At 70.5% G+C, this 22,230-nt stretch carries 22 protein-coding genes; 6 read left to right on the forward strand and 16 right to left on the reverse strand.

Translation table 11 applies throughout. From position 1 onward, the window contains the following. Positions 1-165 precede the first annotated feature (165 nt). Positions 166-927, forward strand: a complete 762-nt coding sequence (locus tag ACVGV0_RS09960) for an IclR family transcriptional regulator (RefSeq protein WP_459159976.1) — start codon at positions 166-168, stop codon at positions 925-927. Positions 928-957: 30 nt separating this feature from the next. Here the strand turns inward: ACVGV0_RS09960 and ACVGV0_RS09965 are convergent, their stop codons facing one another. The 5 genes from ACVGV0_RS09965 to ACVGV0_RS09985 form a co-directional block, all read right to left on the reverse strand. Then, positions 958-2,382: an FAD-dependent oxidoreductase gene (locus ACVGV0_RS09965; protein WP_459159571.1), complete on the reverse strand. Its 1,425-nt coding sequence runs from the start codon at positions 2,380-2,382 to the stop codon at positions 958-960. Between the two features lie 26 nt (positions 2,383-2,408). Beyond that, a complete protein-coding gene (locus ACVGV0_RS09970) occupies positions 2,409-2,792 on the reverse strand; it encodes a Rieske (2Fe-2S) protein (RefSeq protein WP_459159572.1) in 384 nt (127 codons plus the stop codon). Then, positions 2,792-3,919, reverse strand: a complete 1,128-nt coding sequence (locus ACVGV0_RS09975) for an amidohydrolase family protein (RefSeq protein WP_459159573.1) — start codon at positions 3,917-3,919, stop codon at positions 2,792-2,794. Before ACVGV0_RS09975 ends, ACVGV0_RS09970 begins: the two co-directional genes overlap by 1 nt. A gap of 514 nt (positions 3,920-4,433) precedes the next feature. After that, a complete protein-coding gene (locus ACVGV0_RS09980; RefSeq protein WP_459159574.1) occupies positions 4,434-5,525 on the reverse strand; it encodes a DUF1015 family protein in 1,092 nt (363 codons plus the stop codon). After that, the gene (locus tag ACVGV0_RS09985; protein WP_459159575.1) at positions 5,522-6,529 is read right to left on the reverse strand and encodes an NAD(P)-dependent oxidoreductase; all 1,008 of its coding nucleotides are present in this window, start codon (positions 6,527-6,529) and stop codon (positions 5,522-5,524) included. The genes ACVGV0_RS09980 and ACVGV0_RS09985 overlap by 4 nt, the downstream gene beginning before the upstream one ends. 295 nt (positions 6,530-6,824) lie before the next feature. Here ACVGV0_RS09985 and ACVGV0_RS09990 point away from each other — a divergent pair, with 295 nt between their 5' ends. Continuing rightward, entirely contained in the window at positions 6,825-6,968 is a 144-nt protein-coding gene (locus tag ACVGV0_RS09990) for a hypothetical protein (protein ID WP_459159576.1), read from the forward strand. Between the two features lie 32 nt (positions 6,969-7,000). Then, positions 7,001-7,246: an ion channel gene (locus ACVGV0_RS09995; protein WP_459159577.1), complete on the forward strand. Its 246-nt coding sequence runs from the start codon at positions 7,001-7,003 to the stop codon at positions 7,244-7,246. Positions 7,247-7,359: 113 nt separating this feature from the next. Here ACVGV0_RS09995 and ACVGV0_RS10000 read toward each other — a convergent pair whose 3' ends face one another. The 11 genes from ACVGV0_RS10000 to ACVGV0_RS10050 form a co-directional block, all read right to left on the reverse strand. Further along, a complete protein-coding gene (locus ACVGV0_RS10000) occupies positions 7,360-7,749 on the reverse strand; it encodes an isocitrate/isopropylmalate family dehydrogenase (protein ID WP_459159977.1) in 390 nt (129 codons plus the stop codon). Further along, positions 7,746-8,540 carry an acetoin reductase gene (locus ACVGV0_RS10005; RefSeq protein WP_459159578.1) on the reverse strand — a complete coding sequence of 265 codons (795 nt, stop codon included), beginning with the start codon at positions 8,538-8,540 and terminating at the stop codon, positions 7,746-7,748. Before ACVGV0_RS10005 ends, ACVGV0_RS10000 begins: the two co-directional genes overlap by 4 nt. 27 nt (positions 8,541-8,567) lie before the next feature. Further along, the gene (locus ACVGV0_RS10010) at positions 8,568-8,870 is read right to left on the reverse strand and encodes a putative quinol monooxygenase (protein WP_459159579.1); all 303 of its coding nucleotides are present in this window, start codon (positions 8,868-8,870) and stop codon (positions 8,568-8,570) included. A gap of 124 nt (positions 8,871-8,994) precedes the next feature. Next, complete coding sequence (locus ACVGV0_RS10015; RefSeq protein WP_459159580.1) at positions 8,995-10,164, reverse strand: M20 family metallopeptidase; 1,170 nt, start codon at positions 10,162-10,164, stop codon at positions 8,995-8,997. Beyond that, positions 10,164-10,832: a DUF1028 domain-containing protein gene (locus tag ACVGV0_RS10020; RefSeq protein ID WP_459159581.1), complete on the reverse strand. Its 669-nt coding sequence runs from the start codon at positions 10,830-10,832 to the stop codon at positions 10,164-10,166. The genes ACVGV0_RS10015 and ACVGV0_RS10020 overlap by 1 nt, the downstream gene beginning before the upstream one ends. Then, positions 10,829-11,296 (reverse strand): RidA family protein, encoded by a 468-nt coding sequence (locus ACVGV0_RS10025; RefSeq protein WP_459159582.1) that lies wholly within the window; start codon positions 11,294-11,296, stop codon positions 10,829-10,831. The genes ACVGV0_RS10020 and ACVGV0_RS10025 overlap by 4 nt, the downstream gene beginning before the upstream one ends. A gap of 18 nt (positions 11,297-11,314) precedes the next feature. Then, a complete protein-coding gene (locus ACVGV0_RS10030) occupies positions 11,315-12,601 on the reverse strand; it encodes a flavin-containing monooxygenase (protein WP_459159583.1) in 1,287 nt (428 codons plus the stop codon). Between the two features lie 141 nt (positions 12,602-12,742). Continuing rightward, positions 12,743-14,089 carry an MFS transporter gene (locus ACVGV0_RS10035; RefSeq protein ID WP_459159584.1) on the reverse strand — a complete coding sequence of 449 codons (1,347 nt, stop codon included), beginning with the start codon at positions 14,087-14,089 and terminating at the stop codon, positions 12,743-12,745. Between the two features lie 63 nt (positions 14,090-14,152). After that, positions 14,153-15,595, reverse strand: a complete 1,443-nt coding sequence (locus ACVGV0_RS10040) for an aspartate ammonia-lyase (RefSeq protein WP_459159585.1) — start codon at positions 15,593-15,595, stop codon at positions 14,153-14,155. A 412-nt stretch (positions 15,596-16,007) separates the two neighbouring features. After that, a complete protein-coding gene (locus ACVGV0_RS10045) occupies positions 16,008-16,916 on the reverse strand; it encodes a LysR family transcriptional regulator (RefSeq protein ID WP_459159586.1) in 909 nt (302 codons plus the stop codon). Between the two features lie 54 nt (positions 16,917-16,970). Beyond that, on the reverse strand, positions 16,971-17,606 hold the full coding sequence (locus tag ACVGV0_RS10050) for a TetR/AcrR family transcriptional regulator (RefSeq protein ID WP_459159587.1): 636 nt from the start codon (positions 17,604-17,606) through the stop codon (positions 16,971-16,973). A 153-nt stretch (positions 17,607-17,759) separates the two neighbouring features. Between ACVGV0_RS10050 and ACVGV0_RS10055 the strand changes: the two genes are divergently transcribed. From ACVGV0_RS10055 to ACVGV0_RS10065, 3 genes are all read left to right on the forward strand, one after another. Continuing rightward, positions 17,760-19,244: an aldehyde dehydrogenase gene (locus ACVGV0_RS10055; protein ID WP_459159588.1), complete on the forward strand. Its 1,485-nt coding sequence runs from the start codon at positions 17,760-17,762 to the stop codon at positions 19,242-19,244. A 23-nt stretch (positions 19,245-19,267) separates the two neighbouring features. Further along, positions 19,268-20,635, forward strand: a complete 1,368-nt coding sequence (locus ACVGV0_RS10060; RefSeq protein WP_459159589.1) for an aminotransferase family protein — start codon at positions 19,268-19,270, stop codon at positions 20,633-20,635. Between the two features lie 117 nt (positions 20,636-20,752). Beyond that, the gene (locus tag ACVGV0_RS10065) at positions 20,753-22,153 is read left to right on the forward strand and encodes an APC family permease (RefSeq protein ID WP_459159590.1); all 1,401 of its coding nucleotides are present in this window, start codon (positions 20,753-20,755) and stop codon (positions 22,151-22,153) included. The last annotated feature ends 77 nt before the right edge of the window (positions 22,154-22,230 follow it).

The raw sequence follows: 22,230 nt of genomic DNA on the forward strand, positions 1-22,230 counted from the left end.
TCGCTCGACGCGGTGGTTTTCGGTGCGGTCGGCCGGGACGCGCCGAGGCGGCGGGATGCCGGACGCCGACCTCGGCGAGGTCGGCGTCCGGTCGACTACACTTGGTCGCCGGCCTGCTCGGGATCACCTCGCTGCGCGGGGTGGTGGTAGATGGTGATCGGTGGGATGGTGCGGACTCTGGAAACCGTTGATCGGGCTCTGCAGTTGTTGCAGCTGTTCGATCGTCCTGATCAGCAGATGAGCGTGAGTGCGCTGGCGACGGGTTTGGGCATCCACCGCAGCAGCGCCTCCCGCTTCGCGGCGACCCTGGCCGAGCGGGGGTTCCTGGAGCGCTCCGAGAACGGGGAGGCGTTCCGGCTGGGCCCGGAGGTCGCGCGGTTGGGCATGTTGGTGATGCCGGGCCGGGACCTCCTCCGCGATGCGCACCCCGTGATGCAGTCGCTGACTGAGCAAACCGGGGAAACGGTGGTGCTTTCGGTGTACGATCGGGGCGAGTCGCTGGACGTGGCACAGGCCGGCGGCGCCTACCTGGTCGGGGCCCGCCAGTGGTTGGGGCGTCGTTCTCCGCTGCACGCCTCCTCGGACGGGAAGGTGTTCCTGGCCTTCGCGGAACTCGATGTCGACGACGCGCTCGGACCACCGGTCACCGGCACCACCATCACCGATGCGGCGGCACTGCGTGCGGAGGTCGAGCAGGTGCGCCAACAGGGGTGGGCCGCGGCGCGAGGCGAGTTGGAACAGGGTCTCCACGGGGTCGCCGTGCCGGTGCGCGATCACCGCGGGCTGTGCGTGGCTGCGTTGAGCGTCTCCGGCCCCGAATACCGGATTCCCGAAAGCCGGCTGGCGGGCATGGCCGCGGAGGTGCAGGAGGCCGCCGGGCAGCTGAGCGCACGACTGGGATACTCGTCCACACCTGTCGATCGATAGATAGCGGCCCCGGGACCTGTGGTGGCGCGATCAATGGGGTGTTTCCTCCTCGAGGAAGATGGCGCCGGTGGGGCACGATCGTTCGGCCTGCCGCAGCTGTTCGCGGTCGACGGCGGAGAGGTCGCCCAGCTCGGCGACTTCCCGGGACGAATTGATCTGGAAGGCCCCCGGGGCCAGTCGCGTGCAGCTGCCTGCGCCGATGCAGATCGACTCGTCGATGCTGACCCGGGCCGGGACGTCGGTGTGCTCAGAGGTGCTCATGCGGCTTCCTCCTGTTGGAGTGAGGCGAGTTCGGTGCGGGCGGCGGCGACGGCGCGTGGGTCGTTGGCGGCCAGAGCGGCGACGAATCGCCCTCCGTGGTGGTAGCGGGCCACGAAGCTGTCCGGCGCGGTACCGGGTTCGAGGTTCACGCTGTCCCACACCGGGGCGGTGGCCCACCCACTGCAGTCGGGTGCCGTACTGGTGCGACCAGAAGAACGGGATCGGGGCGAAGGGCTCGTTCGCACCGAGAATCGTCCCCGCGGCAGCAGCTCCGTGCCGGCGCGCGGTCTTCCAGTGCTCGACCCGGAGGTAGTCGCGGTATCCGGGGTGGAACCAGCGGGCGCAGTCCCCGGCGGCAAGCACGTTCGGGGCGGCGGTGCGGCACCAGGCGTCGGTCGGGATTCCCGCTGTGCCCGAGTTCGGGCCGAGCCCGGCGATCGGAGTGCTGCCCGCGCCGAGCACGACGGTGTCGCCCGCGACCTCACTGCCGTCGGCCAGCGACACCGTCAGCTGGCTGCCCCGGTCTGCCCGGACCCCGACGGCGGCCCGCCCCGTGCGCAGGTGCACGCCGCGGGCGGTGTGCAGTTCGCCGATCAGTTGCGCGACCTGGGGGCCGACGAGCCGGGCCAGAGGCGCCTCGTCGGCCTCGACCAGCACTGTGTTGATCCCCGAGCTGCTGGCGGTGGCGGCGAGTTCGCAGCCGATGAACCCACCTCCGACGATCACGATTCGCCGGCAGGTCGCCAGCTGGCGCCGGATCCGCGCGGCGTCCTCCAGATCGCGGAGCACGTGCACGCCCGGGTGGTCCAACGCGGCCGGACGTGCTGCGCGGGACCCGGTGGCCAGCACCAGCCGGTCGTAGTCCAGTGCGGTGCCGTTGGTGAGCACGACCCGCTGGTGGCGCGGCTCAAGACTCGTCACCTCGGTGCCGATGCGTTGGTCGATGTCGTGGGCTGCGTAATCGGCTGGCGCGTGCAGCGCCAGCTGCTCGTGGGCGATTTCGCCGCCGAGGAAGTCCTTGGACAACAAGGTGCGGTCGTAGGCGCTTCGCGGTTCAGCACCGAGCAGGGTGATCGAGCCGGTGTAGCCGCGTTCGCGAAGCGCGAAGGCGCACCGAGTACCCGAAACCCCAGCACCGACGATCACGACGCGGGACGGAGTCGGCAGCGGCGGCAGCGCGGGTGATCTGGACAAAGGACTGTGCCCTTCCTCGGGAGCGGTCAGGTGAACACCACGACGTGGCCGTCCTCGACGGTGGTGGGGTAGGTGCGCGCGCGCACCCGCGGATCGGCCAGGGCTCGACCGGTGGTGATGTCGAATTCCCAGCCGTGCCAGGCGCAACGCACGATCTGCCCGTCGCGGCCGTAGGTGAACTCCCGATCCTCGGTGGGGAGGGTCGTGCCGCAGATCGGGCCTTCGCACAGAGCTCCGCCTTTGTGCGGACAGCCGTTGTGCAGCGCGTAGTACCGGCCGTCGACGTTGAACACGCCGACGCTGCGTCCGCCGAGCTCGACGATGAGCCGCTGGCCGGGAGGGAGTTCCTCGACCGAGCAGACGACGTGTCGTCGCGACGGGCGCGCGGTGGAAGTCGTTCCCGGCCGCATCACGCCACCGCCTCTCCGGTGCCTCCGGGACCCTGCTCGACCCGCCGGGGGAGTCGGTACACGTTCCGGGCGTTCTCGGCGAGCACGCGATCGCGCCAGTTCTCCGGTATCCGCAGGAAGTTGGGGTCGTCGAAATCCCAGTGCGGGTAGTCCGAGGCGAACATCAGCATGTCCTCGGCACCGATGTCCTCCAGCGCTGGCCACAAGGCGCCCTTCGTGCGGGGCTGTTCCAACGGTTGCGTCGTGATCCGCACGTGGTCGTGGGCGTACTCGCTGGGAAGCCGCTTGACCCAGGGAGTTTCCTTGCGCAGCGCGCGGTAGTCCTCGTCCAGCCGCCACAGGATGCTCGGCACCCATGCGACACCGCATTCGATCATCACCATCCGGGCGGTGGGCCACTTTTCGAACACCCCGTGCGCGATCGTGCTCGCCAGGTGCGCCATGCCCGTCTCGCACAGCAGCGCGTGGGTCTCCCAGAAGAACGTGGTCGGGCCGCAGCCGATCGGGTTGGCGTTCAACCCGCCTTGTCCGCCCAGGTGCACTGCGAACGGGAGATCCAGCTCGGCGCAGGCCTGCCAGATGGGGTGGAAGAACGGGTCACCGTAGGGGCGCTGCGATCCGCTGGAGACCAGGACCTGCACGATGTCGGGGTGTTCGCCGGCGCGCCGGATTTCGGCAGCGGCCTGGGCCGGGTCCTGCGGGGCGACCACGAGTGAACCCTTCAACCGCGCGTCCTGCGGCAGCCACTGCTCGATCAGCCAGTCGTTGTAGGCGCTGGCCAGCGCTTGCGCGTAGTACGGGTTGGCCAGCGTGGAAACCTCGATCGCTTCGTCTCCGGTGAGGATCGCGTACTCCAGGTCGTAGTGGTCGACGAGCTGCTCCCGCATCAGCTCGTAGCTCGACCCCGGCGCGGTCCCGTCGGCGGGGATGGCGTCGTACCGCATGAATCCCTCCGGATGCAGCCACGGCCGGTGCGCGTGCGGGAACGCCCCCGCCGGCCCCGGTTTCTCCCCGCGCACCAGGTATTCCCGAAACGTCGGCGACAGGTGCGGCAACAACACCTCCGCAGAGGTCCAGGCGTTGTGCACATCGCAATCGATCACAGCCAGCTCCCAGCTTGTAGCCATATCGTCAACAGTGATGTCAAATGGCAACACAAGGATGATGCAGCGCCCGCGTGTCGTCAATGACTCGGCACGACCCCGACGATCGAGTGCGCCGCTGCCCGCGCACGGGGGCGCGCATCGATAGCGATGACACCGTGCTTGAACGCGTGGTGGCAGGCCCCGGTCTCGATGGCGTCCTGAAGTCGCCGCAGTTGCGCCCGGGCTTTCGGCGACCGACCTCATCCGCACGTTCCAGCGCTGCACCCGCACGTTGCGGGCGGGGACGAGACACCCGGGACAACAACGCCGGCAAGCGCGCACGCGGTATTGCGAAAGGCGCCCCGTGGCGCACATATCCCCACCCCGAGGTCGACACTGGACGACGCTTCCCGCCGAATCCCCGATGCCGTGTCCACTGCGGACCGCCTGCGGAGCCCGCTGATTCTGGCGCGGATTCGTGCCGGGCGCCCGGAGCGGATCACCCGCGTCGACGTCCGCACCGGTGGTCGGTGCGGACGTCGTCAGGTCGTGTGGCTCACGCCAGGCCGGTCAGGTCGCGCAGGAACAGGCCGGGTGCGGGTTTCGGGGCGAACCACGTCGACTTCGGCGGCATCACGAGACCGGCGTCCGAGACCGCCATGATCTGCTCGATGCTCGGGGGGCGGGCGACGAACCGCACCGCCTCGTCGGCGGGGTGCCGGCAGTTCTCGGGCGCGCCGTTGCCGCACGAGATCGGCGTGATCCCGAGCTCGGGCAGCACTTCCTCGTCGAGGGTGACGACGTCCAGCGACGCGCGCACGTGCCCGTTCGCGCCGGACGGCCGCAGGACCATCCGGTAGCACTCGTCGGCGAAGCGCACCACCACGACTCCCGGCTCCGGGGTCGTGACCGAGCAGTCCTCCCACCGCGCGATCACGGGTAGCGACACCAGCTTCTCGAACACCCCGGCCGCCGCCCCGCCGGGAACGGGGAGGCAGCGGTGGTAGCCGAAGACCCGCATCTCGTCGGCGGGGAACAGCGCGGCGAGCGTGAACGCGGCCGGGTGGTCCGAACCGAGGTGGTGGCGTCGCGCGGCGTAGTGCTCGGCCGCGGCCATCCGGTGGTGGCCGTCGGCGATGTAGAGGGCGTCCACCCCGCTGACGCCCAGCTCGACCGCCCGCGCGAGCCCGGGGTCCCGCTGGACCCACACGGTGTGCCGGGTTCCGTCCCCGGCCGCGAGGTCCACCTCGGGTTCGGTCGAGGTGATCCGCTCGGTCACCGACCGCAGCGCCTCGTCGGGGGAGTGGGCGAGCGTCACGGGCATCTGCTCGATCCCGGACAGCTCGGTGAACTCGTCGAGCAGCCGCTCCCGCTCGAGCTGCGTGGCCTCGTGCCGCCGGACCCGCCCGGCCCGGTAGTCGTCGACGGAGACCTCCACGACGACGCCGGTCTGCTCGTGCTCCCCTTCCGCGATGCGGTACACGACGACCGCCGGTTCGGGCAGGCGCGGGTACCGGCCCGAGTCGAAGGACTCCCGGATCCGCGCCGCGTCGCCCGGGTTCGCGTCCCACCGGTGGTCCAGCACCAGGCTGCGCGGCAGCCGCGCGGTGACCCCCGCGGTCGGGGCCTCGGTGCGCGGGGCGCTCATGACGCCTCGCTCACGGACAGCGACGGCACGAACGAGCGGGCCGCCTCCGGGTTGACGCAGTGCAGCACGGTCCCCGCCGCGAACTCCTCGACCATGCGCACGATCTCGGCGGCCACCGCCTCCTGCGCCTGTTCGGTAGACGCTCCGATGTGGTGGGTGCCGTAGGTGTTGGGGTGCGCGGCCAGCCGGGAATCGATGGTGCCGGTGCCGGTTCCGGGCTCGTCGGCGAAGACGTCGATCCCGGCCCGCACGCCCTTGGTGTCCATCGCCTCGATCAGCGCGTCCTCGTCGACCAGCTCGCTGCGCGCGGTGTTGAGGACGATCGCACCGGGGCCCACCTGCGCCAGCAGGTCCCGGTCGACGAGGTGCCGGGTGGCGTCAGCGGCGGGCACGTGCAGCGACAACACGTCGCACGTGCGTGCGAGCTCGGGGAGGTCGTCGACGAAGGTGATCCCGATGGCCTGGGCGCGCTCCAGCGTTTCGCGGTCGCGGCCGGGCTTGGTCACGGCGTGCACGTGCGTGCCGAAGGCCGCGGCCCGTTCGGCGAACGCGAGCCCGATCTGGCCCAGGCCGATGACGCCGACGTTGCGGCCGAAGAGCCCGCGCGTCCGGGAGTAGCGCTTCTTGTCCCACCGCCCGGCGCGCAGGTCGGCGACGTTGTCGGGAACGTTGCGGTCGAGGGCCAGCAACAGCGCGAAGGCCAGCTCGGCGACCGCGATCGCGTTGCGTCCGGGCACGTTGGAAACGTGGACCCCCAGGCGGGAAGCGGCGTCGCGGTCGATGGTGTTGGTTCCCGATCCCGCCCGGATCACCAGGCGCAGGGAATCGGCGGACTCCAGGGCCTCGGCGGTGACGCGGGTGCTGCGCACGACCAGCACCTCGCACCCGGCGAGCCGGGCGGGCAACTCGTCCGCGGTCGTGTCCGGCTCGTAGGCGCAGTCGTGCGCCTCGGCGAGCCGGTTCCGGTACTGCTCGGGGAAGGCGTCGGCGACCAGGATCCTCATCAACCCTCCAGTGTCCTGCGAGTCCCCGCACCCGGTCGGACGAACGAGTGCCGGGTGATCCTCTTGAAACGATCAGCGAACCCTGCAGCCCGAGGTCGACGCCACACACGGGGCCGGTGTTGCTCATTGTGCACCCGATTGCTGATGGCGCAATCGTGCGGGTGGCGCTCCGAGCGCGTCAACACCCCGTTCGGGGCGTGACGGGAGCGCCGCCTCGCGCTCCCGACCTGCGTTCGCCGCCGTTCGCCTCGGTGGGGGACTCGAACTGGAGCTCCTCCTGGGGTGCGCGGAGGCGGTGGAACAGGTCGGCCGGGTCGAGGGCCTCGTGCCGAGCCTCGCCTCCCCGAAGGCGGCCTTCGCCGGTCGGGATGCGGAACACGGGCACGATGTGCTGCGGCCCGGTGGTGCCCACGTCAGCGCTGAGTTCGTCGCCACCTGAGCGCCGCCGGCGAGCCGGCGACTCCCGGGACGTTGCAGCAGTTCAGCTTCACGACGCCGACCACTCCCGGGCACGGCGACTTCACCGCGGCCACCGGCCCGGGGCGCGCGGTTGCCGCACTCGAATCACTGGTCGGGCAGATCTTCCCGGTCACCCTCGTCGCGTGGCTGGTCTCGGCTTTCCGGAGACGGGGCAGCGATCCGGCAGCGCCGAGCAGTCCCACCACGGCGCGGTTCTCGACCGCGCGCATCGTGCTCGGGTGGCGGTCCGATCGGTAGGGGGAACGCTTCGTGCCCGGGACCGCCACCTCGGGAGACGCCACCGGCCGCTCTCGGGATCGGAGCGAACGGCCGGGCGTCCACCATCACGCCGAAGGCCACGAGCGGACCGGTCATACCACCGCCTCGGTGCGGATGGCGTTGGCGACCGCCTCGGCGAACGCGGCGGTTCCGGTGGAGCCGCCCATGTCCGGTGTGCAGGTTCCGGTCGCCACCGTGCGCGCGACGCCCGAGTCCAGCAGCGCTGCCGCTCGGTGCAGGTCCTCGTCTTCGTGGCGGCCGGCCAGCCATTCCAGCAGCATGCCGCTGGAGAGCATCATCGCGATGGGATTGGCGACGTCCTGGCCGGCGATGTCGGGCGCGGACCTCGGTCCGGGACAGCACGGTGCGTACTGCTGCGCGTACCTCGTCGGCGGCTTCGGGGTGTTCCTCGGTGCGGTCGCGGCCCACGTTCCGCCTCCGGAGTACCACCGCAGTGGAAGGTGCGGTCCGCGGTGGTTCAGGAGAACTGGATGCCGCCGTCGATCATCACGGACTGGCCGGTCATGTAATCGGAGTCCGCGGAGGCGAGGTAGGAGACGAACTTGGCCACGTCTTCGGGCACTGAGACCCGGCCGAGATGGATCAGTTCCGAGTACTTCTCGATCGCCGCGCCCTTGCGCAGCCCTTCGTTCTCCGCCAGCTTCTCGTCGATGTGGTCCCACATCGCCGTGCCGACGATGCCCGGGCAATAGGCGTTCACGGTGATGCCGTGCTGCGCCCATTCCATCGCGGCCGCTTGGGTGAGGCCGCGAACACCCCACTTGGAGGCCGAGTAGGTCCCGAGCAGGGGGAACGGCCGGTAGGCCACGACCGAGGCCGCACCGATGATCTTGCCGCCGGTGCCTTGGCTGATCATCTGCCTCGCTGCCGCCGTGTAGCACAGGTACACCCCGCGGAGGTTGATCGACATCAGGTGGTCGAACTCCTCGGGAGTGATCTCCAGCAGCGGTTTCACGTTGGCGATGCCCGCGTTGGCCACCATGACGTTGAGCGGGCCCAGGTCGGTGGCCACGCGCTCGACCATGTTCCGGACCGCTTCCTGGTCGGAGACGTCGGCTGTCACCGTCACCGACCGCCTGCCCGTGGACGCGATCTCGTCCGCGACGCCCTGGAGCTGGTCCTCGTTGGCCTCGACGTCGTTGAGGGCCACGTCGAGACCATCGGCGGCCAGTCGCAGGGCGATGCTCCGACCGATGCCCCTGGCAGCCCCCGTGACGAGCGCGGTCCGCGGGGATCCTTCTTGGACGGCCATGATTTCCTCCGAATTCGTTGAACGTGGTCATGCGTGGTCCTGCGCGGACATCTCGCCCAGCTGGGGCCAGTCGTCCTGGTCGACCGCCGTGTTCACCACCCGCGGGGTCTCGGCCAGGTACGGCGGCAACGCCCGCTGGGCAGCCCTGAAGTGCGCGGACTGCACGTGTTCAACTCCGGCCTGCTGGTCGCGGTAGGACTCGAGCAGCACGTACTCGGTGGGATCCTCGATGCTGCGGGACCAAGTGAACCACAGGAAGCCGGGTTCGGCACGGACGCTGACCCGGATCGGAACCGTCGAACGCGACGAGATCGCTCGCTGCCCCGCCACTCCGGGAACCACTGTCACCCGCGCCGCCGACGTCCTCGGCACGAGCCGAGCGACCATCTACTGCAAGATCGCGCGGTACGGCATCCACCCTCCTTCCTGAGAGCACCTCCCACGGGGCGTGATGTCATCGGGGGGCCTCGCCACCCGCGGCGACGTCGAGGGCCGTCCACGCGAGCGCGGTGGCGGCGTCCAGAAGGGCTTTCTCGGCGCCACCTCCGACGCAGTGGGCGGCGAACTCGGGTTGGTGGTTCAACGCCGGGAGCGAGCCGATCCCGACGTAGGGGTGGATCGCGGGCACCACCTGGGAGACGTTGCCCATGTCGGTGGATGCGCGGTTCATCCGCCCTCCCGGGGAGTTGCGGTCGGAAGTGCGGCCGAGCCGCCCGGCGTTGCGGATGTAGGCGTCGAGTGCCGGCCGGTAGTTGCTGAACTCGGCGTAGGGCTTGCTTTCCGGCGTGAACTCGAGGGAACTCCCGGTGGCCAGGGCGCCCGCCTCGAAGCAGCGCCGAACCTTCTGCTCGGTGGCGTCCAGCTGCTCCAGGCTCCCGGCCCGGACGTACCACCGGCCGTCGGTGCGGGCGGGGACCGCGTTCGGCGCCTCCCCGCCGTTGGTCATCACGCCGTGGACCCGGACCGAGGGTGGCAACTGCTGCCTCAGCAACCCGATCGCGACCTGGGCGATGGTGAAGGCGTCGGCGGCGTTCACGCCGTGCTCGGGGTAGGCCGCGGCGTGGGCCGCCCTGCCCTGGAAGGAAACGTGGGAGTGCGATACCGCGAACGGCTCCGCCTCCGCGACGTCGACGGGGGCGGGGTGCGCCATCATGGCCAGGTCCAGCCCGGCGAACGCCCCGCGCTCCAGCAGCTCGATCTTGCCGCCCCCGCCCTCCTCGGCGGGGGTGCCGTACACCTCGATCGTGAGCCCCGCGGTGTCCGCCAGCGGCGCCAGGGCCCGTGCCGCGCCCACGGCGATCGCCGCGATCAGGTTGTGCCCGCAGGCGTGCCCGAGGCCGGGCAGGGCGTCGTACTCCGCGCAGAGCCCGAGGCGGAAGGGACCGCTGCCGCAGGTCGCGAGGAACGCGGTGTCGAGCCCGAGGTAGGCCGGTGTGACCGCGAACCCGGCCTCCTCGAGGACCTCCGCCACCCAACGTGCCGAGCGGTGCTCCTGCCACGCCGTCTCCGGGTGGGCGTGGAGCTGCTCGGAGAGCCCGATGAGCCGTTCGGCGTCCGCGGCCACGGTGCGGGCCGCACGTTCCTTCGCCGCATCGAGGTGCTGCTCAGCCACGTCGTCGCCCATCACTCGTCCCCGGGGACGCCGTACGCCGGTGCGGAGGCGGGGTTGAGCGCGCGAGTCACGTAGTCGTCGCGCTGGGGCAGCCAGATGTCGAGGAGGGCCCGCAGGTCGGCGATGGGCGCCTCGCCCCAGTCGATCCGCAGGTCGGTCTCGCACCACGGCACCTCGCGGATGACGGCGAGCCCGGCGGAGTGCACCGGGCCGGCCTCCCCTCCGGCGGACAGCCCGGCGGAGAGGCCGGAGAGCAACCGTTCCTCGAGCTCGCCCGTCGAATCCTCGAAGGACTCCACGATCGCGTCGACGACCCCGGGCGAGGAGAGCATGTTCCCGGCGGCGACGACGCGCATGCCGACGCGGTCGTGGTGCACGCCGAGGGACTCGGCTCCGGAGTACGCGGCGCCCTCGCCGTTCAGCCCGAGGGCGGTGAGCTGGCGGTGCTCGATCAGGTCGCGGTCCTGGACCACTGCGTCCAGCGCGCTGCGCGCGTCGCTGCCGCTCTCCAGCTCGTCCAGGAGCGCGGTGCCGAGTCGCGGATCGGTGACGTTCTGCGACGCCACGCCGCCCACCCCGGCGCGCAGGTGGATGCACCGGGCGGCCACGGCCGGGCTGGAGGAGGTCACGGCCATTCCCACGGCACCGTGGCCGTCGGTGGCCAGTACGGAGAAAGTCACTGCTCACCCTCCGGAACAACGGCGACGGCATCGATCTCGACGAGCCACTCGGGCCTGGCGAGCGCGGAGACCACGAGCCCGGTGGAAACGGGGTGCACTCCTCGGGTCCAGCGCCCGATGGTGCGGTAGACGGTCTCGCGGTAACGCGGGTCGACGAGGTAAGTGGTCAGCTTGACCAGGTGCTCCATGCGAGCGCCTGCTTCTCCCAGCAGCAGGTCGATGTTCGCCATCGCCCGTTCCGCCTGGGCACCTACGTCGCCGATGCCGACGGACTCGCTGGTGTCAAGGTCCTGCCCGATCTGGCCCCGCACGTAGACGGTGTTGCCCGCGACGACGGCCTGGCACAGGTCGTTGTCGAGGTTCTGCTCCGGGTAGGTGTCGCTGGTGTTGAAAGGCCTGATCCGCGTGTGCCCACCGGCGGTGATGGGTGCTTTCGCCTGGCGGCCCTCACTCGTGGAGGTCATCGTCTGCTCCTCAACTCCTCAGTTCTCGCGGGTGGCCGACCCGACGACGGCCCGCTCGGCGGCGTCGTGGGCGAGGTAGGCGCGCTGGGTCGAGATGTGGTCGGCGATGTGCCGCGCGTCGTGCCAGACGCCCCAGATGAAGCTCGATCCGCGGCGGGACAGCCAAGGCAGTCCCAGGAAGTAGACGCCGGGCTCGGAGGACACGCCGCGGCGGTGGTTCGGTTTGCCGTTCTCGTCGAACGCGTCGACCTGCAGCCAGCTGTAGTCGTTGGCGAAACCTGTCGCCCAGACGATCGAGGTGACGCCGGCCTCGGCCAGGTCGAGCTCGAGCAGGGGGTCGGTCACGCACTCCGGGTTCGGACCGAGCACGTGCGCTTCCGGCTCTTCGGGGAGGTCGAGTCCGTTGCGTTCGACGTATTCGTCCGCCGCCCGCAGGAGCTCGAGGTACTTGGCGTCCCCGAGCGCGAGGTTCGTGCCGAGGTCCGGCGCGAAGCGCAGCGTGCCGTTGTCGTAGGACGCCGTCATGCCGACGAGTTCGATGCCCGCGTCGGCCAGGGCGCGGAAGTCCACGGTCTGTCCACCGCGGGCACCGCTGACGGCGATGGTCACGTGTTCGGCGCCCTGGGGAGGCGTTTCCGCGTCCCAGAGGCCGAGCACGCCGAGCCACCAGCAGAAGTCGCGTCCGCGGTACTCGCGCGGAGGGCGCTCGTGGGGGCCGACCGAGAGGAAGACGCGGCGACCGGACCGGCGCAGCTCGTCGGCTATCTGGACCCCCGAGGAGCCGGCCCCGACGACGAGGACCGCGCCCTCCGGCAGCTGCTCGGGGTTGCGGTACCCGCTGGAGTGGATCTGCACGGCGGCGTCGCGGTCCGGGACGATCGGCGGGATCACCGGTCGCTGGAACGGTCCGGTCGCTGTCACGACGAAGCGCGCGTCGATGCTCCCCTCCGACGTTTCGACCCGGAATCCGGGACGGCCGGCGTTCTTCCGCACCGAAGTCACCTCGACACCGCACCGGATGGGGGCGTCGATCTTCTCCGCGTACGCGGCGAAGTAGTCCGCGATCTCGTCCTTCGACGCGAAGGCGTCGGGTGCGACGCCGGAGAACTCCAGTCCGGGGAAGCGGTCGTGCCACGCGGGGCCGTTCGCGACCAGGGAGTCCCACCGCTCCGAACGCCACCGCTCGGCGATGCGGTGCCGCTCCAGGACGATGTGCGGTACGCCGCAGGACCCCAGGTGCTCGCTCATCGCCACCCCGGCCTGGCCGGCCCCGACGACGACCACTTCGGTCTCTTCGCTCGACATTCCAACCTCCACTCGTGCGGTAGCCCGTCTCGGTGCCGAGTCGGCTGTGCTTCCGCACTGGAAATCCTCGGGCACAGCTGCTTTTCCGTCCAACAGATGTTGTTGCTCTTCCGGTTCGATTTTTTCGATGACCCGTCGCCTTCAGCGGGGAGGCGCGTCGGCGACGTCCTCGGGGTGCAGCAGGGCGCAGCCGGCGGTCTCCCGGAGCGACAGGGCGGCGACGAGGCCCACCGCGGCGAACACCATCACGTACGGGCCCGGCACCAACGTGCTTCCGGTCGCGGCGATGAGCACGGTCATCGCGTACGGGACCGTGCCGGCGAACAGGGCAGCGGTGAGGTTGTAGCCGAGGGACAGGCCGCTCTGGCGGGTGCGGGTGGGGAAGGCCTCCGCCGACCACACCGCGTGGGTGCCGAGGATCGCCGCGAGGAGCACGCCGAGCAGCAAGCTGGCGACCCAGGTTCCGAGCAGTCCGGTCCGCATGAGGAGGAACGCCGGAGTGGCGAGCACCAGCAGGGCCACGTTGGTACCGACGAAGACGGGTTTGCGCCCCACGCGGTCGGACAGGAGGCCGAAGACCGGAACCAGCACCAGTCCCAGCAGCGAGATCACAGTGGACAGCAGCGCTGCGTTGTCGGCCGAGTGCCCCAGGTGGTCGGTCTGGTAGGTGACCAGGTACGTCAGCACCATGTAGAAGGGCACGTGCATGGCCACCATGAGGCCCGACGCCTGGAGCAGTTGCCGCTTGTTGGAGCGGAGCATGTCCCGCACGGGACTGCGCGGGACGGTGTCGTTGGCTTCGAGCGCCCGGTACTCCGGCGTGTCCTCGATCTTGTTGCGGATCACGACGCCGATGACGCCGAGCGGTGCGGAGATGAGGAAGGGGATGCGCCAGCCCCAGGAGGTGAGCTGGCCGTCGTCGAGTCCCGCGGACAGCAGGAAGAAGACGAAGGAACCGGTGAGGAAGCCCAGCAGGGAGCCGACTTCCAGCCAGCTGACGCCGAATCCGCGACGGCGCCGCGGGGCGCTCTCGGCGAGGAAGCTCGCCGCACTGCCGAACTCGCCGCCCGCGGCGAAGCCCTGCACCAGCCGCAGGAGCACCAGGAGCGCAGGGGCGGCGACCCCGATCGACGCGTAGCCGGGGAGCAGGCCGATCGTGAGCGTCGCCCCGGACATCATGAAGATGACCAGCGACAGGGTCCGCTTGCGGCCGATCCTGTCACCGAGCGGTCCGAACACCATCGCACCGATCGGCCGGATGCCGAACGACACGGCGAAGACGCCGAACACGGCGAGCAATCCGGTCGTGCTGTTCCCGGCCGGGAAGAAGACGGTCGCGACGGTGCTGGCGAGGTAGGCGTACGCGGCCCAGTCGAACCAGTGGACGAACACGCCGACGGCTCCCGCAACAACGCTTCGGCGCAGTGCGACGACGTCGCCGGTCCGCTCGCCCCGCGTCGTCGTGACGCCGCTGTTGGTGGTGAGCATTCGCACCTCCTCGTGCGGATGGGTGGAGAAGCCGGGGTCTGCGGGAGCCCCGGCACCCGTGCCTCAGGGCGAGGACAGGCCGGTCAGGGCGGCGGGGCTGGTGAGCGTGCGGAGTTCCGCCTCGGTCAGCAGCTCGCGCTCGCGTATCAGGTCGAGCGCGCTCCTGCCGGTGTGATGCGCCTCCAGCGCGAGGGCGCAGGCCGTCTCGTGGCCGAGCGCGGGGCCGAGCGCGGTGACCAGTCCGGTGGAGGCGGCCACGGTCTCCGCGAGCCGGTGCCGGTTGGCGGTGATGCCGCGCACGCAGTGTTCGGTGAGGACGCCGATTCCCGCGGTGAGGTGGTCGAGGCCGGCGCCCAGGCTCCGGTAGATGATCGGTTCGAAGGCGTTGAGCTGGAGCTGGCCGCCTTCAGCGGCGAGCGTGACGGTCACGTCGTTGCCGATGACCTCGAAGGCGATCTGGTTGACCGCTTCGGGGATCACCGGGTTGACCTTGCCGGGCATGATGGACGATCCGGCCTGCCGCGCAGGCAGGTCGATCTCGCCCAGACCGGCCTGCGGGCCGGAGGACAGCAGACGCAGGTCGTTGCAGATCTTGGACAGTTTCACGGCGGCCCGCTTGAGCGCGCCGGACAGCTGCACGAAGACCCCGGCGTCCTGCGTGGACTCGACGAGGTCGGGTGCGGACACGAGCGTCGGAACGCCCGTCAGGAGCCGCAGGTGCTCCACCGCCCGTTCCCGGTAGCCCGCGCGGGCGTTGAGGCCGGTGCCGATCGCCGTGCCGCCGAGGTTGAGCTCGTGCAGCAGCGATCGGGCCTCGGCCAGCCGCTGCTCCTCCTCGGCGGTGGTGGCGGCGAACGCGCCGAACTCCTGCCCCAGCGTCACGGGGACGGCGTCCTGCAACTGGGTGCGGCCCATCTTCAGCACGTCGGCGAAATCGGCGGATTTGGCCTCGAAGGCCGCGCGCAGACCGGCCAGGGCGGCGAGCAGTTCCGCGATGTGCGCGTCCAGTGCCAGCTTCACCGCGGTCGGGTAGACGTCGTTGGTGCTCTGACCGAGGTTGACGTGGTCGAGGGGGTGCAGAGCGGAGTATTCCCCCCGGGCGTGTCCGAACAGCTCCAGCGCGCGGTTGGCGATCACCTCGTTGGCGTTCATGTTGGTCGACGTGCCGGCCCCGCCCTGGACGAGGTCGACCACGAACTGGTCGCGGAGCGCGCCGTCCTGGATTTCGGCGCAGGCGTCCGCGATCACCCGGGCGAGCGCCTCGTCCAAGGCGCCGACTTCGGAATTGGCGCTGGCCGCGGCGCGCTTCACCGCCGCCAGGGCGCTGATGAGGTGGGGACGCGCGGCGAGCGTCTCCCCGGTGAGGGGGAAGTTGGCCAGCGCGCGAGCGGTGTGCGCCCCGTAGTAGGCGTCCACCGGCACGTCGATGTCGCCGAGCATGTCGTGCTCCGTGCGGTGCCCGGCGCCGCTCGGAGCGGTGTGCCGGGGGCGGGGACTCAGGGGCATCGGCGTCCTCCGCGTTCATCGGGGCTCGGGGGAGCGGTGCACGCCGGTTCGCGGGAGGGTTCTTCGGCGGTGCCGCGGGGCGCGGCGCGGTGATGTCGCTTCGCTGCGCTCGCGACTTCGACTCGGGCGGCGGGATCCATGCAGGTCAGCCTGTCCCGGGAGCCGGGGATTCGTCCAACAGATGTTTTCGTTGCGGCGGATCGGGAAAACTGATGAATTGTCGGCGGCCCCGTGCGGCCCGGTGCTCGTGAGCGGGCGAGCAGCGGACAGCTCAGCGGTTCCGGGACAGGGGCTGCCTCCGCGCGGGGCGGCGTCGCGATCCGCGACGACGGGACGGGGAGTCAGCAGGAGCGCCCACCGGCCGGGAGCTCGTCCCCGCCGATTCCGCCGCTGAGGCCTGCCGTGCGTCGCCTCAGCCCCGGAACCTCCCGCGCAGGAGCTCCATGACGGCCTGAGCGCGCGCGGTCTGGCGCACACCGTCCACGACGGTGATCGTCACCTCCAGCGGGGGGTGTTCGCCGTGCAGGTCGAGCGCCACGACCTCCCCGCCGCCGTAGGTCTGGTTGGTCCGCGGCCGCTGGTTGAGGACGGAGTAGCCGAGCCCCCGGGCGACCAGGGAGCGCACGGTCTCGTAGCTCTGGCTGCGGTAGCGCACGTCGGGGGCGGTGCCCGAGGCCGCCACGAGCGCGCGGAAGTAGTCCCGGCTGTGGGGCAGGTCGAGCAGCACCATCGGATCCGGCGCCAGGTCGGCGAGATCGACCGCGGTGCGGTCCGCCAGGCGGTGGTCTGCCGGGACGATGACGTGCGCCGGGGCGCGGTCGATCGCCTCGCGGTGCAGATCGGTGTCCGTTGACGTGCTCAGGTCGTAGGTGAGCGCGAAGTCGATGCCGCCGGTGCGCAGCGATTGGTGCAGGTGCTCGGCCTCGGCTTCCACCACGTTCAGCTCGATGTCCGGGTAGTGGGTGTTGCAGGCGGAGAACAGGGCGGGCAGGTAGTACGGCGCGAGCGTCACGAAGCACCCGAGCGTCACCGGTCCCGTCAGCGAACCGCCGCTGCCGCGGGCTTCTGCCTCCACGTCGCGAGCGCGGGTCAGGAGGTCGCGGGCCTGGTGCAGCAGGCGCTCACCTGCCGACGTGAGGGTCAAGCCCCGGGCCCGGTGCCGGATGAACAGTTGGACGCGCAGTTCGTGCTCGAGGTTGGTGGTGGCCGAGGAGACTGCCGACTGGGCGATGCGCAGCTTGTCCGCGGCCGCCGTCATCGAGCCGCACTCAGCGGCGACGACGAAGTAGCGCAGCTGGACGAGGGTGAAGTCGACGGACATGGTTGGACCGACCTCCGCATCTGGATTCGAGGTGTGGATCGCGGACCTGCTCGGTCAGTCCTCCGCGGGCTGGTCGCCGGCGGCTTCCGCGGGCAACGCGCAACCGGTGGCCTGTCCGGCGTAGGCGGTCAGCAAGCCCCTGGCGTGCTCCAGGTCGACCGACGTGTTGTTGCTCAACAGGTGCAGCCCGAGCCCGTCCTCCAGCGCGACCAGGGTGTGCACCACCTCGCGCAGCGGTCGGGTGAGGACGAACTCCCCGCTGGCCCGCCCCGTTTCCAGCACCGTGGAGTACAGGGCCACCTCCCGGTCGTAGAGGCTGGTCATCAGCGCCGCGTGCGTCGAGCTGCGGTCGGCCAGGTCGTGCATCTCGTAGAGCACGCGGGTCACTTCGTCATCTCGTCCGGCCGGCAGCCCCGAGTCGATGCTCGCCACCAGCTTGTGCCCCGCCGACTCCACCGATTCCACGATGGCCAGTCGCCGTTGGTAGAAGCGCTCGACCACGCTGCGGTGGACGTCGAACATGAGCTCGTCCAGCTCGGGGTAGTGGTAGAGCACCGAGCCCGGCGACACCCCCGCCTGCGCCGCGATGTCCCGGATGCGCAGGTTGTCCCGACCCCGCTCGGTGATGGCCCGCGAGGTGGCGCCGATGAGCTGCTCGCGGCGCGTCCGGTGCTTCTTCGACCGTGTCATGCCCAACATTATTGATGCGCTGATTCAATTTTGGCAATCTCAATTCGCTCCGTTGACATGCGCGGGAGCTCAGGAGTTGAATCGCTGTTCAAACACGGCAAGTGATGCGGAGCACACTTGATCCGTCGTCAGGCGATCTTCACAAGGAGACCGATGTCCGCGCTGACTCATGAGCATTGGGTCGGGCTGGCCGCCCGGATACGCCCTCGCACCGACGCCGTCATCGACGGCGAACCCGTTCCCGCCGCGTCCGGACGCACGTTCCCCTCGATCAACCCGGCCACGGGTGACGAGCTCGCCGACGTCGCCGCGTGCGGGCACGACGACGTCGACGCCGCGGTGGCCGCGGCGCGCCGCCGCTTCGACTCCGGCCGGTGGTCGCGAGCCGCCCCGGCCGAGCGCAAGCGCGTCCTGCTGCGCCTGGCCGAACTCATCACCGAGCACGGTGCAGAACTGGCGCTGCTCGACTCGTTGGACATGGGAAAACTCGTCACCGACGCGCACGGGATCGACGTCCCCTTCGCCGCCGAGCTGTTTCGGTGGTACGGCGAGGCGTTGGACAAGTCCTACGGCGAGATCGCGCCGACCGCCCCGGGTGACCTGGCCCTGATCAACCGCGTGCCGCTCGGTGTCGTGGGCGCGGTCGTGCCCTGGAACTTCCCGTTGGACATGGCCGCCTGGAAACTCGCCCCGGCCCTGGCTGCGGGCAACTCGGTGGTGCTCAAGCCAGCCGAGCAGTCCCCGCTGTCCGCGCTGCGACTGGCCGAACTCGCCGCCGAAGCCGGGCTTCCCGACGGCGTCCTCAACGTCGTGCCCGGCCTCGGCGAGGTCACGGGCAAGGCCCTCGGACTGCACCCCGACGTCGACTGCATCGCCTTCACCGGCTCCACGCAGGTGGGCAAGCAGTTCCTGCAGTACGCCGCCCAGTCGAACCTCAAGCAGGTCTGGCCCGAGTGCGGCGGCAAGAGCCCGAACCTCGTCTTCGCCGATTGCGCCGACCTCGACGCGGCCGCCGAGGCCGCCTGCGCCGGCATCTTCACCAACCAGGGAGAGGTGTGCTCGGCGAACTCGCGCCTGCTCGTCGCACGCGAGATCGAAGACGACCTCCTCACCCGGATCGTCGAACGAGCGGGGGAGTACAGCCCGGGCGACCCGCTCGACCCGGCGAGCCGGATGGGCGCGCTCGTCGACGAGAACCACACCCGCCGCGTCGTCGACTTCCTCGACGAGGGCAAGCGCACCGCCCGCCTGCTCACCGGAGGTGAGCGACTCGCCGGAGCGGGCTGCTTCGTGGAACCGACCGTGTTCGCCGATGTCGAGCCCGGCACCCGCGTCGAACGCGAAGAGATCTTCGGGCCCGTGCTGTGCGCGACCGCGTTCGACAGCGAGCAGCAGGCCCTCGAGCTGGCCAACGACAGCCAGTACGGGCTGGCCGCCTCGGTGTGGACCGACGACCTGGACCGCTCGCTGCGCGTCTCGGACGCGCTGCGGGCCGGAACCGTCTCCGTCAACACGGTCGACGCGCTCAGCGCGCAAACGCCGTTCGGCGGCTTCGGCCAGTCCGGATACGGCCGCGACCTCTCGCTGCACGCACTGGACAAGTTCACCGGTCTCAAGACCACCTGGATCAAGCACTGACCCCACGACGGAAGGGCTTCGACATGACCACTGCCGACACCGCCGCACCCGCGCGCCTCGACAGCAGCGAGCTGGTCGAGAGCGACCGGGCCCACCTCATCCACCCGTACCTGCCGGACGCCACGACCGAACGAGTCGTCATGACCAAGGGGAGCGGTTCGCAGCTCTGGGACTGCGACGGGCGCGAATACCTCGACGCCACCGGCGGTCTCTGGCTGGCCCAGATCGGCCACGGCCGCGAGGAGCTGGCCGAGGTCGCCGCCGCGCAGATGCGGGAGTTGGAGTACTTCACCAGCTTCTGGGAATTCTCCAACAACCGCGCCATCGAACTCGCCGAACGCCTCGCCGGTCTCGCGCCCGAGCCGCTCAACCACGTGTACTTCACCAGCGGGGGCTCCGAGGGGGTCGAAGCGGCTCTGAAGATGGCGCGGTTCCACCACCACCGCCGGGGGGAGACCGACCGCACGTGGATCCTGGGCCGGCACCGCGCCTACCACGGCGTCGCCTACGGCGGAGGTTCCGCGACCGGATTCCCGCTCTACCACGACGGTTTCGGACCGATGCTGCCGAACGTGGCGCACCTGACCCCGCCGTGGCCCTACCGCACCGACCTGTTCGGCGAGGACGACTGCACCGACGTGTGCATCCGCGAGCTCGAGAACACCATCGCGGAGATCGGCGCGGACAACATCGCAGCCATGATCGGCGAGCCGATCATGGGCGTGGCCGGCATGGTCGTCCCCCCGGACGACTACTGGCCACGGGTGCAGGAAGTGCTGCGGCGGCACGGGATCCTGCTGATCTTCGACGAGGTCGTCACCGCCTACGGCCGCACCGGCCACTGGTTCGCCGCGGAACACTTCGGGGTGCGGCCCGACATCATCATCACGGCCAAGGGCATCACCTCCGGCTACCTCCCGCTCGGCGCCGTCCTCGTCGGCGACCACATCGCCGAAACACTCGGTCGGGACGGCTTTCCCATGGGATACACCTACAACGGCCACCCGACGGCCTGCGCGGTCGCCCAGGCCAACCTCGACATCATCGAGCGCGAACGGCTCCTCGCCCGCGCGAGCGAAATCGGCGCCTACCTCACGGGGAAGATCGCCGCGGAACTCGACGACGTGCCGGTCGTCGGCGAAGTGCGCGGCGTCGGCATGATGCTCGGCATCGAACTGGTCACCGACACCACCAGTCGCGCCCCGCTGCCCGATCCGGGAGCCGTGGCCGACGCGGTGCGCCGCGAGCACGGCGTGATCGTGCGCGACTCCGCACGAGGGATCGTGCTGTCGCCGGCCCTGACCCTGGACCGCGGCGAGGCCGACCGCATCGCGGCGGCCCTGCGCCACGTCCTCGAACGCACCGACGCGTCCGGAGCGGTGCACGTCTGAGCAGCACCCCGCGGGCGAGGCCGGTCGCCACGGCGGTCTCGCCCGCAGCACCGAGGTCATCCCCGGAGGGAACTCCGGCAACCAAGCACCAGGACTCGCCTGAAAGGTCGGCCGCCCATGAGCGCCCCCACCCTGCAGCGCACCCTCGGCTTCTGGAGCGCCCTGGTCACCGGCATCGGACTCGTCGTCGCTTCGACCACGCTCACCTCGCTGGGCAACGGCTTCGGGCTCGGCGGGCCGGCTTTCGCCCTGGCCGGCCTGGCCGCGCTGGTCATCACGACGCTGATCGCGTTCTCCTACTCCGAACTGGCCACCCTCATCCCCGGAGCGGGGATGATCGGTGACTACACCGCTCCGGCGCTGGGCCGCGGGCCGGCGATCTTCGGTGTGCTGGCCGGCTACATCGTGCTCGTGGCCACGGTCGAACCGGCCGAACTCATGGTTTCCGGCCTCGCCGCCCACCAACTCGCCACCGGCATCCCGCCGACGTCGTTCGCCGTGGCGCTCACCGCGCTGTTCACCGTCATCAACCTCGTCGGCGTGAAATCGTTCGGCCGCGCCCAGATGGTGGTCACCGGCGTCATGATCCTCGCGCTCATCGGCTTCGGCCTGGTGGGCCTGCTGGAGGCCGGGAACGCTCCCACCGCCGAACCGGTCCCGCTCAATCCCGCCGGTTGGGCCGGAGTCGTGCAGCTCGTCGCGATCGGGGCGTACCTGTTCATCGGGATCGAATTCGTCTGCCCCATGAGCGAGGAGATCCGCAATCCCGGGCGCATCATCCCGCGCGCCATGATCGGCGGAGTGGTCCTCGTCTACCTGGTGGACATGTTGTTCGGTTTCGCCGGGATGCGCTACGTGGGGCTGGGGGAGCTGGCGAACTCGGAGACCCCGCACCTGCTGATCGCCGAAGCCATCGCAGGACCTACCGGTCTGGTCGTGCTCACCGCTGCGACCATCCTGGCGTCGGCGAGTTCGGTCTCGGCGATCCTCGCCGCGGTGCCGCGGATGCTCTACGGCCTGGCCCGCAGGGGGATGCTGCCGCGCGCGTTCGCCTGGGTGCACCCCCGGTTCCACACCCCGTGGGTCTCGGTGCTCGCCGTGTCCGGCATCATCATCGCCTCGCTGGTGACCATCGCCGGCAACGACGCCGTCCTCACCCTCGTGCTGGTGGCCACCGTGATGTGGCTGGCCTCCTACATCCTCGCGCAGGTCGACGTCATCGTCCTCCGCCACCGCTATCCCGACGCCCAGCGATCCTTCCGCGCACCGCTGTACCCCCTGCCGCAGATCATCGGCATCGCAGCGTGCCTCGGGATGATCGTCGGCATCCACCCCGACGCCGAGATGCGCGCGACCGTCTGGCTCGGGGCCGCCTGCTGCACCGCGGTGATCCTCGGCTACGCCTTCATCTGGCTCAAACTCGTCAAGAAGGTCCCGTTCTTCACGCCCACGCCGCTGGTGGGTTCGGATTCCATCTCCCGGGACGCGCAGGAACCGGCACGTGGAGCGCGGTCATGACCCCGCCGTCCGGGCGAGCGGCGGATGCGGCTTTCCTCCCCTCCGGGCCCCTCGACGCTCCCGCTGCGCACTCGCTG

Source organism: Salinifilum ghardaiensis, from assembly GCF_054491345.1.

What these genes read in the sequence shown, in the direction of transcription:
- ACVGV0_RS09960 (WP_459159976.1), top strand. Translation starts at nt 166, where the DNA reads ATGGTGCGGACTCTGGAAACCGTTGATCGGGCTCTGCAGTTGTTGCAG.
- ACVGV0_RS09970 (WP_459159572.1), bottom strand. Translation starts at nt 2,792, where the DNA reads ATGCGGCCGGGAACGACTTCCACCGCGCGCCCGTCGCGACGACACGTC.
- ACVGV0_RS09975 (WP_459159573.1), bottom strand. Translation starts at nt 3,919, where the DNA reads ATGGCTACAAGCTGGGAGCTGGCTGTGATCGATTGCGATGTGCACAAC.
- ACVGV0_RS09980 (WP_459159574.1), bottom strand. Translation starts at nt 5,525, where the DNA reads ATGAGCGCCCCGCGCACCGAGGCCCCGACCGCGGGGGTCACCGCGCGG.
- ACVGV0_RS09985 (WP_459159575.1), bottom strand. Translation starts at nt 6,529, where the DNA reads ATGAGGATCCTGGTCGCCGACGCCTTCCCCGAGCAGTACCGGAACCGG.
- ACVGV0_RS10005 (WP_459159578.1), bottom strand. Translation starts at nt 8,540, where the DNA reads ATGGCCGTCCAAGAAGGATCCCCGCGGACCGCGCTCGTCACGGGGGCT.
- ACVGV0_RS10015 (WP_459159580.1), bottom strand. Translation starts at nt 10,164, where the DNA reads ATGGGCGACGACGTGGCTGAGCAGCACCTCGATGCGGCGAAGGAACGT.
- ACVGV0_RS10025 (WP_459159582.1), bottom strand. Translation starts at nt 11,296, where the DNA reads ATGACCTCCACGAGTGAGGGCCGCCAGGCGAAAGCACCCATCACCGCC.
- ACVGV0_RS10030 (WP_459159583.1), bottom strand. Translation starts at nt 12,601, where the DNA reads ATGTCGAGCGAAGAGACCGAAGTGGTCGTCGTCGGGGCCGGCCAGGCC.
- ACVGV0_RS10035 (WP_459159584.1), bottom strand. Translation starts at nt 14,089, where the DNA reads ATGCTCACCACCAACAGCGGCGTCACGACGACGCGGGGCGAGCGGACC.
- ACVGV0_RS10040 (WP_459159585.1), bottom strand. Translation starts at nt 15,595, where the DNA reads ATGCCCCTGAGTCCCCGCCCCCGGCACACCGCTCCGAGCGGCGCCGGG.
- ACVGV0_RS10045 (WP_459159586.1), bottom strand. Translation starts at nt 16,916, where the DNA reads ATGTCCGTCGACTTCACCCTCGTCCAGCTGCGCTACTTCGTCGTCGCC.
- ACVGV0_RS10050 (WP_459159587.1), bottom strand. Translation starts at nt 17,606, where the DNA reads ATGACACGGTCGAAGAAGCACCGGACGCGCCGCGAGCAGCTCATCGGC.
- ACVGV0_RS10055 (WP_459159588.1), top strand. Translation starts at nt 17,760, where the DNA reads ATGTCCGCGCTGACTCATGAGCATTGGGTCGGGCTGGCCGCCCGGATA.
- ACVGV0_RS10060 (WP_459159589.1), top strand. Translation starts at nt 19,268, where the DNA reads ATGACCACTGCCGACACCGCCGCACCCGCGCGCCTCGACAGCAGCGAG.
- ACVGV0_RS10065 (WP_459159590.1), top strand. Translation starts at nt 20,753, where the DNA reads ATGAGCGCCCCCACCCTGCAGCGCACCCTCGGCTTCTGGAGCGCCCTG.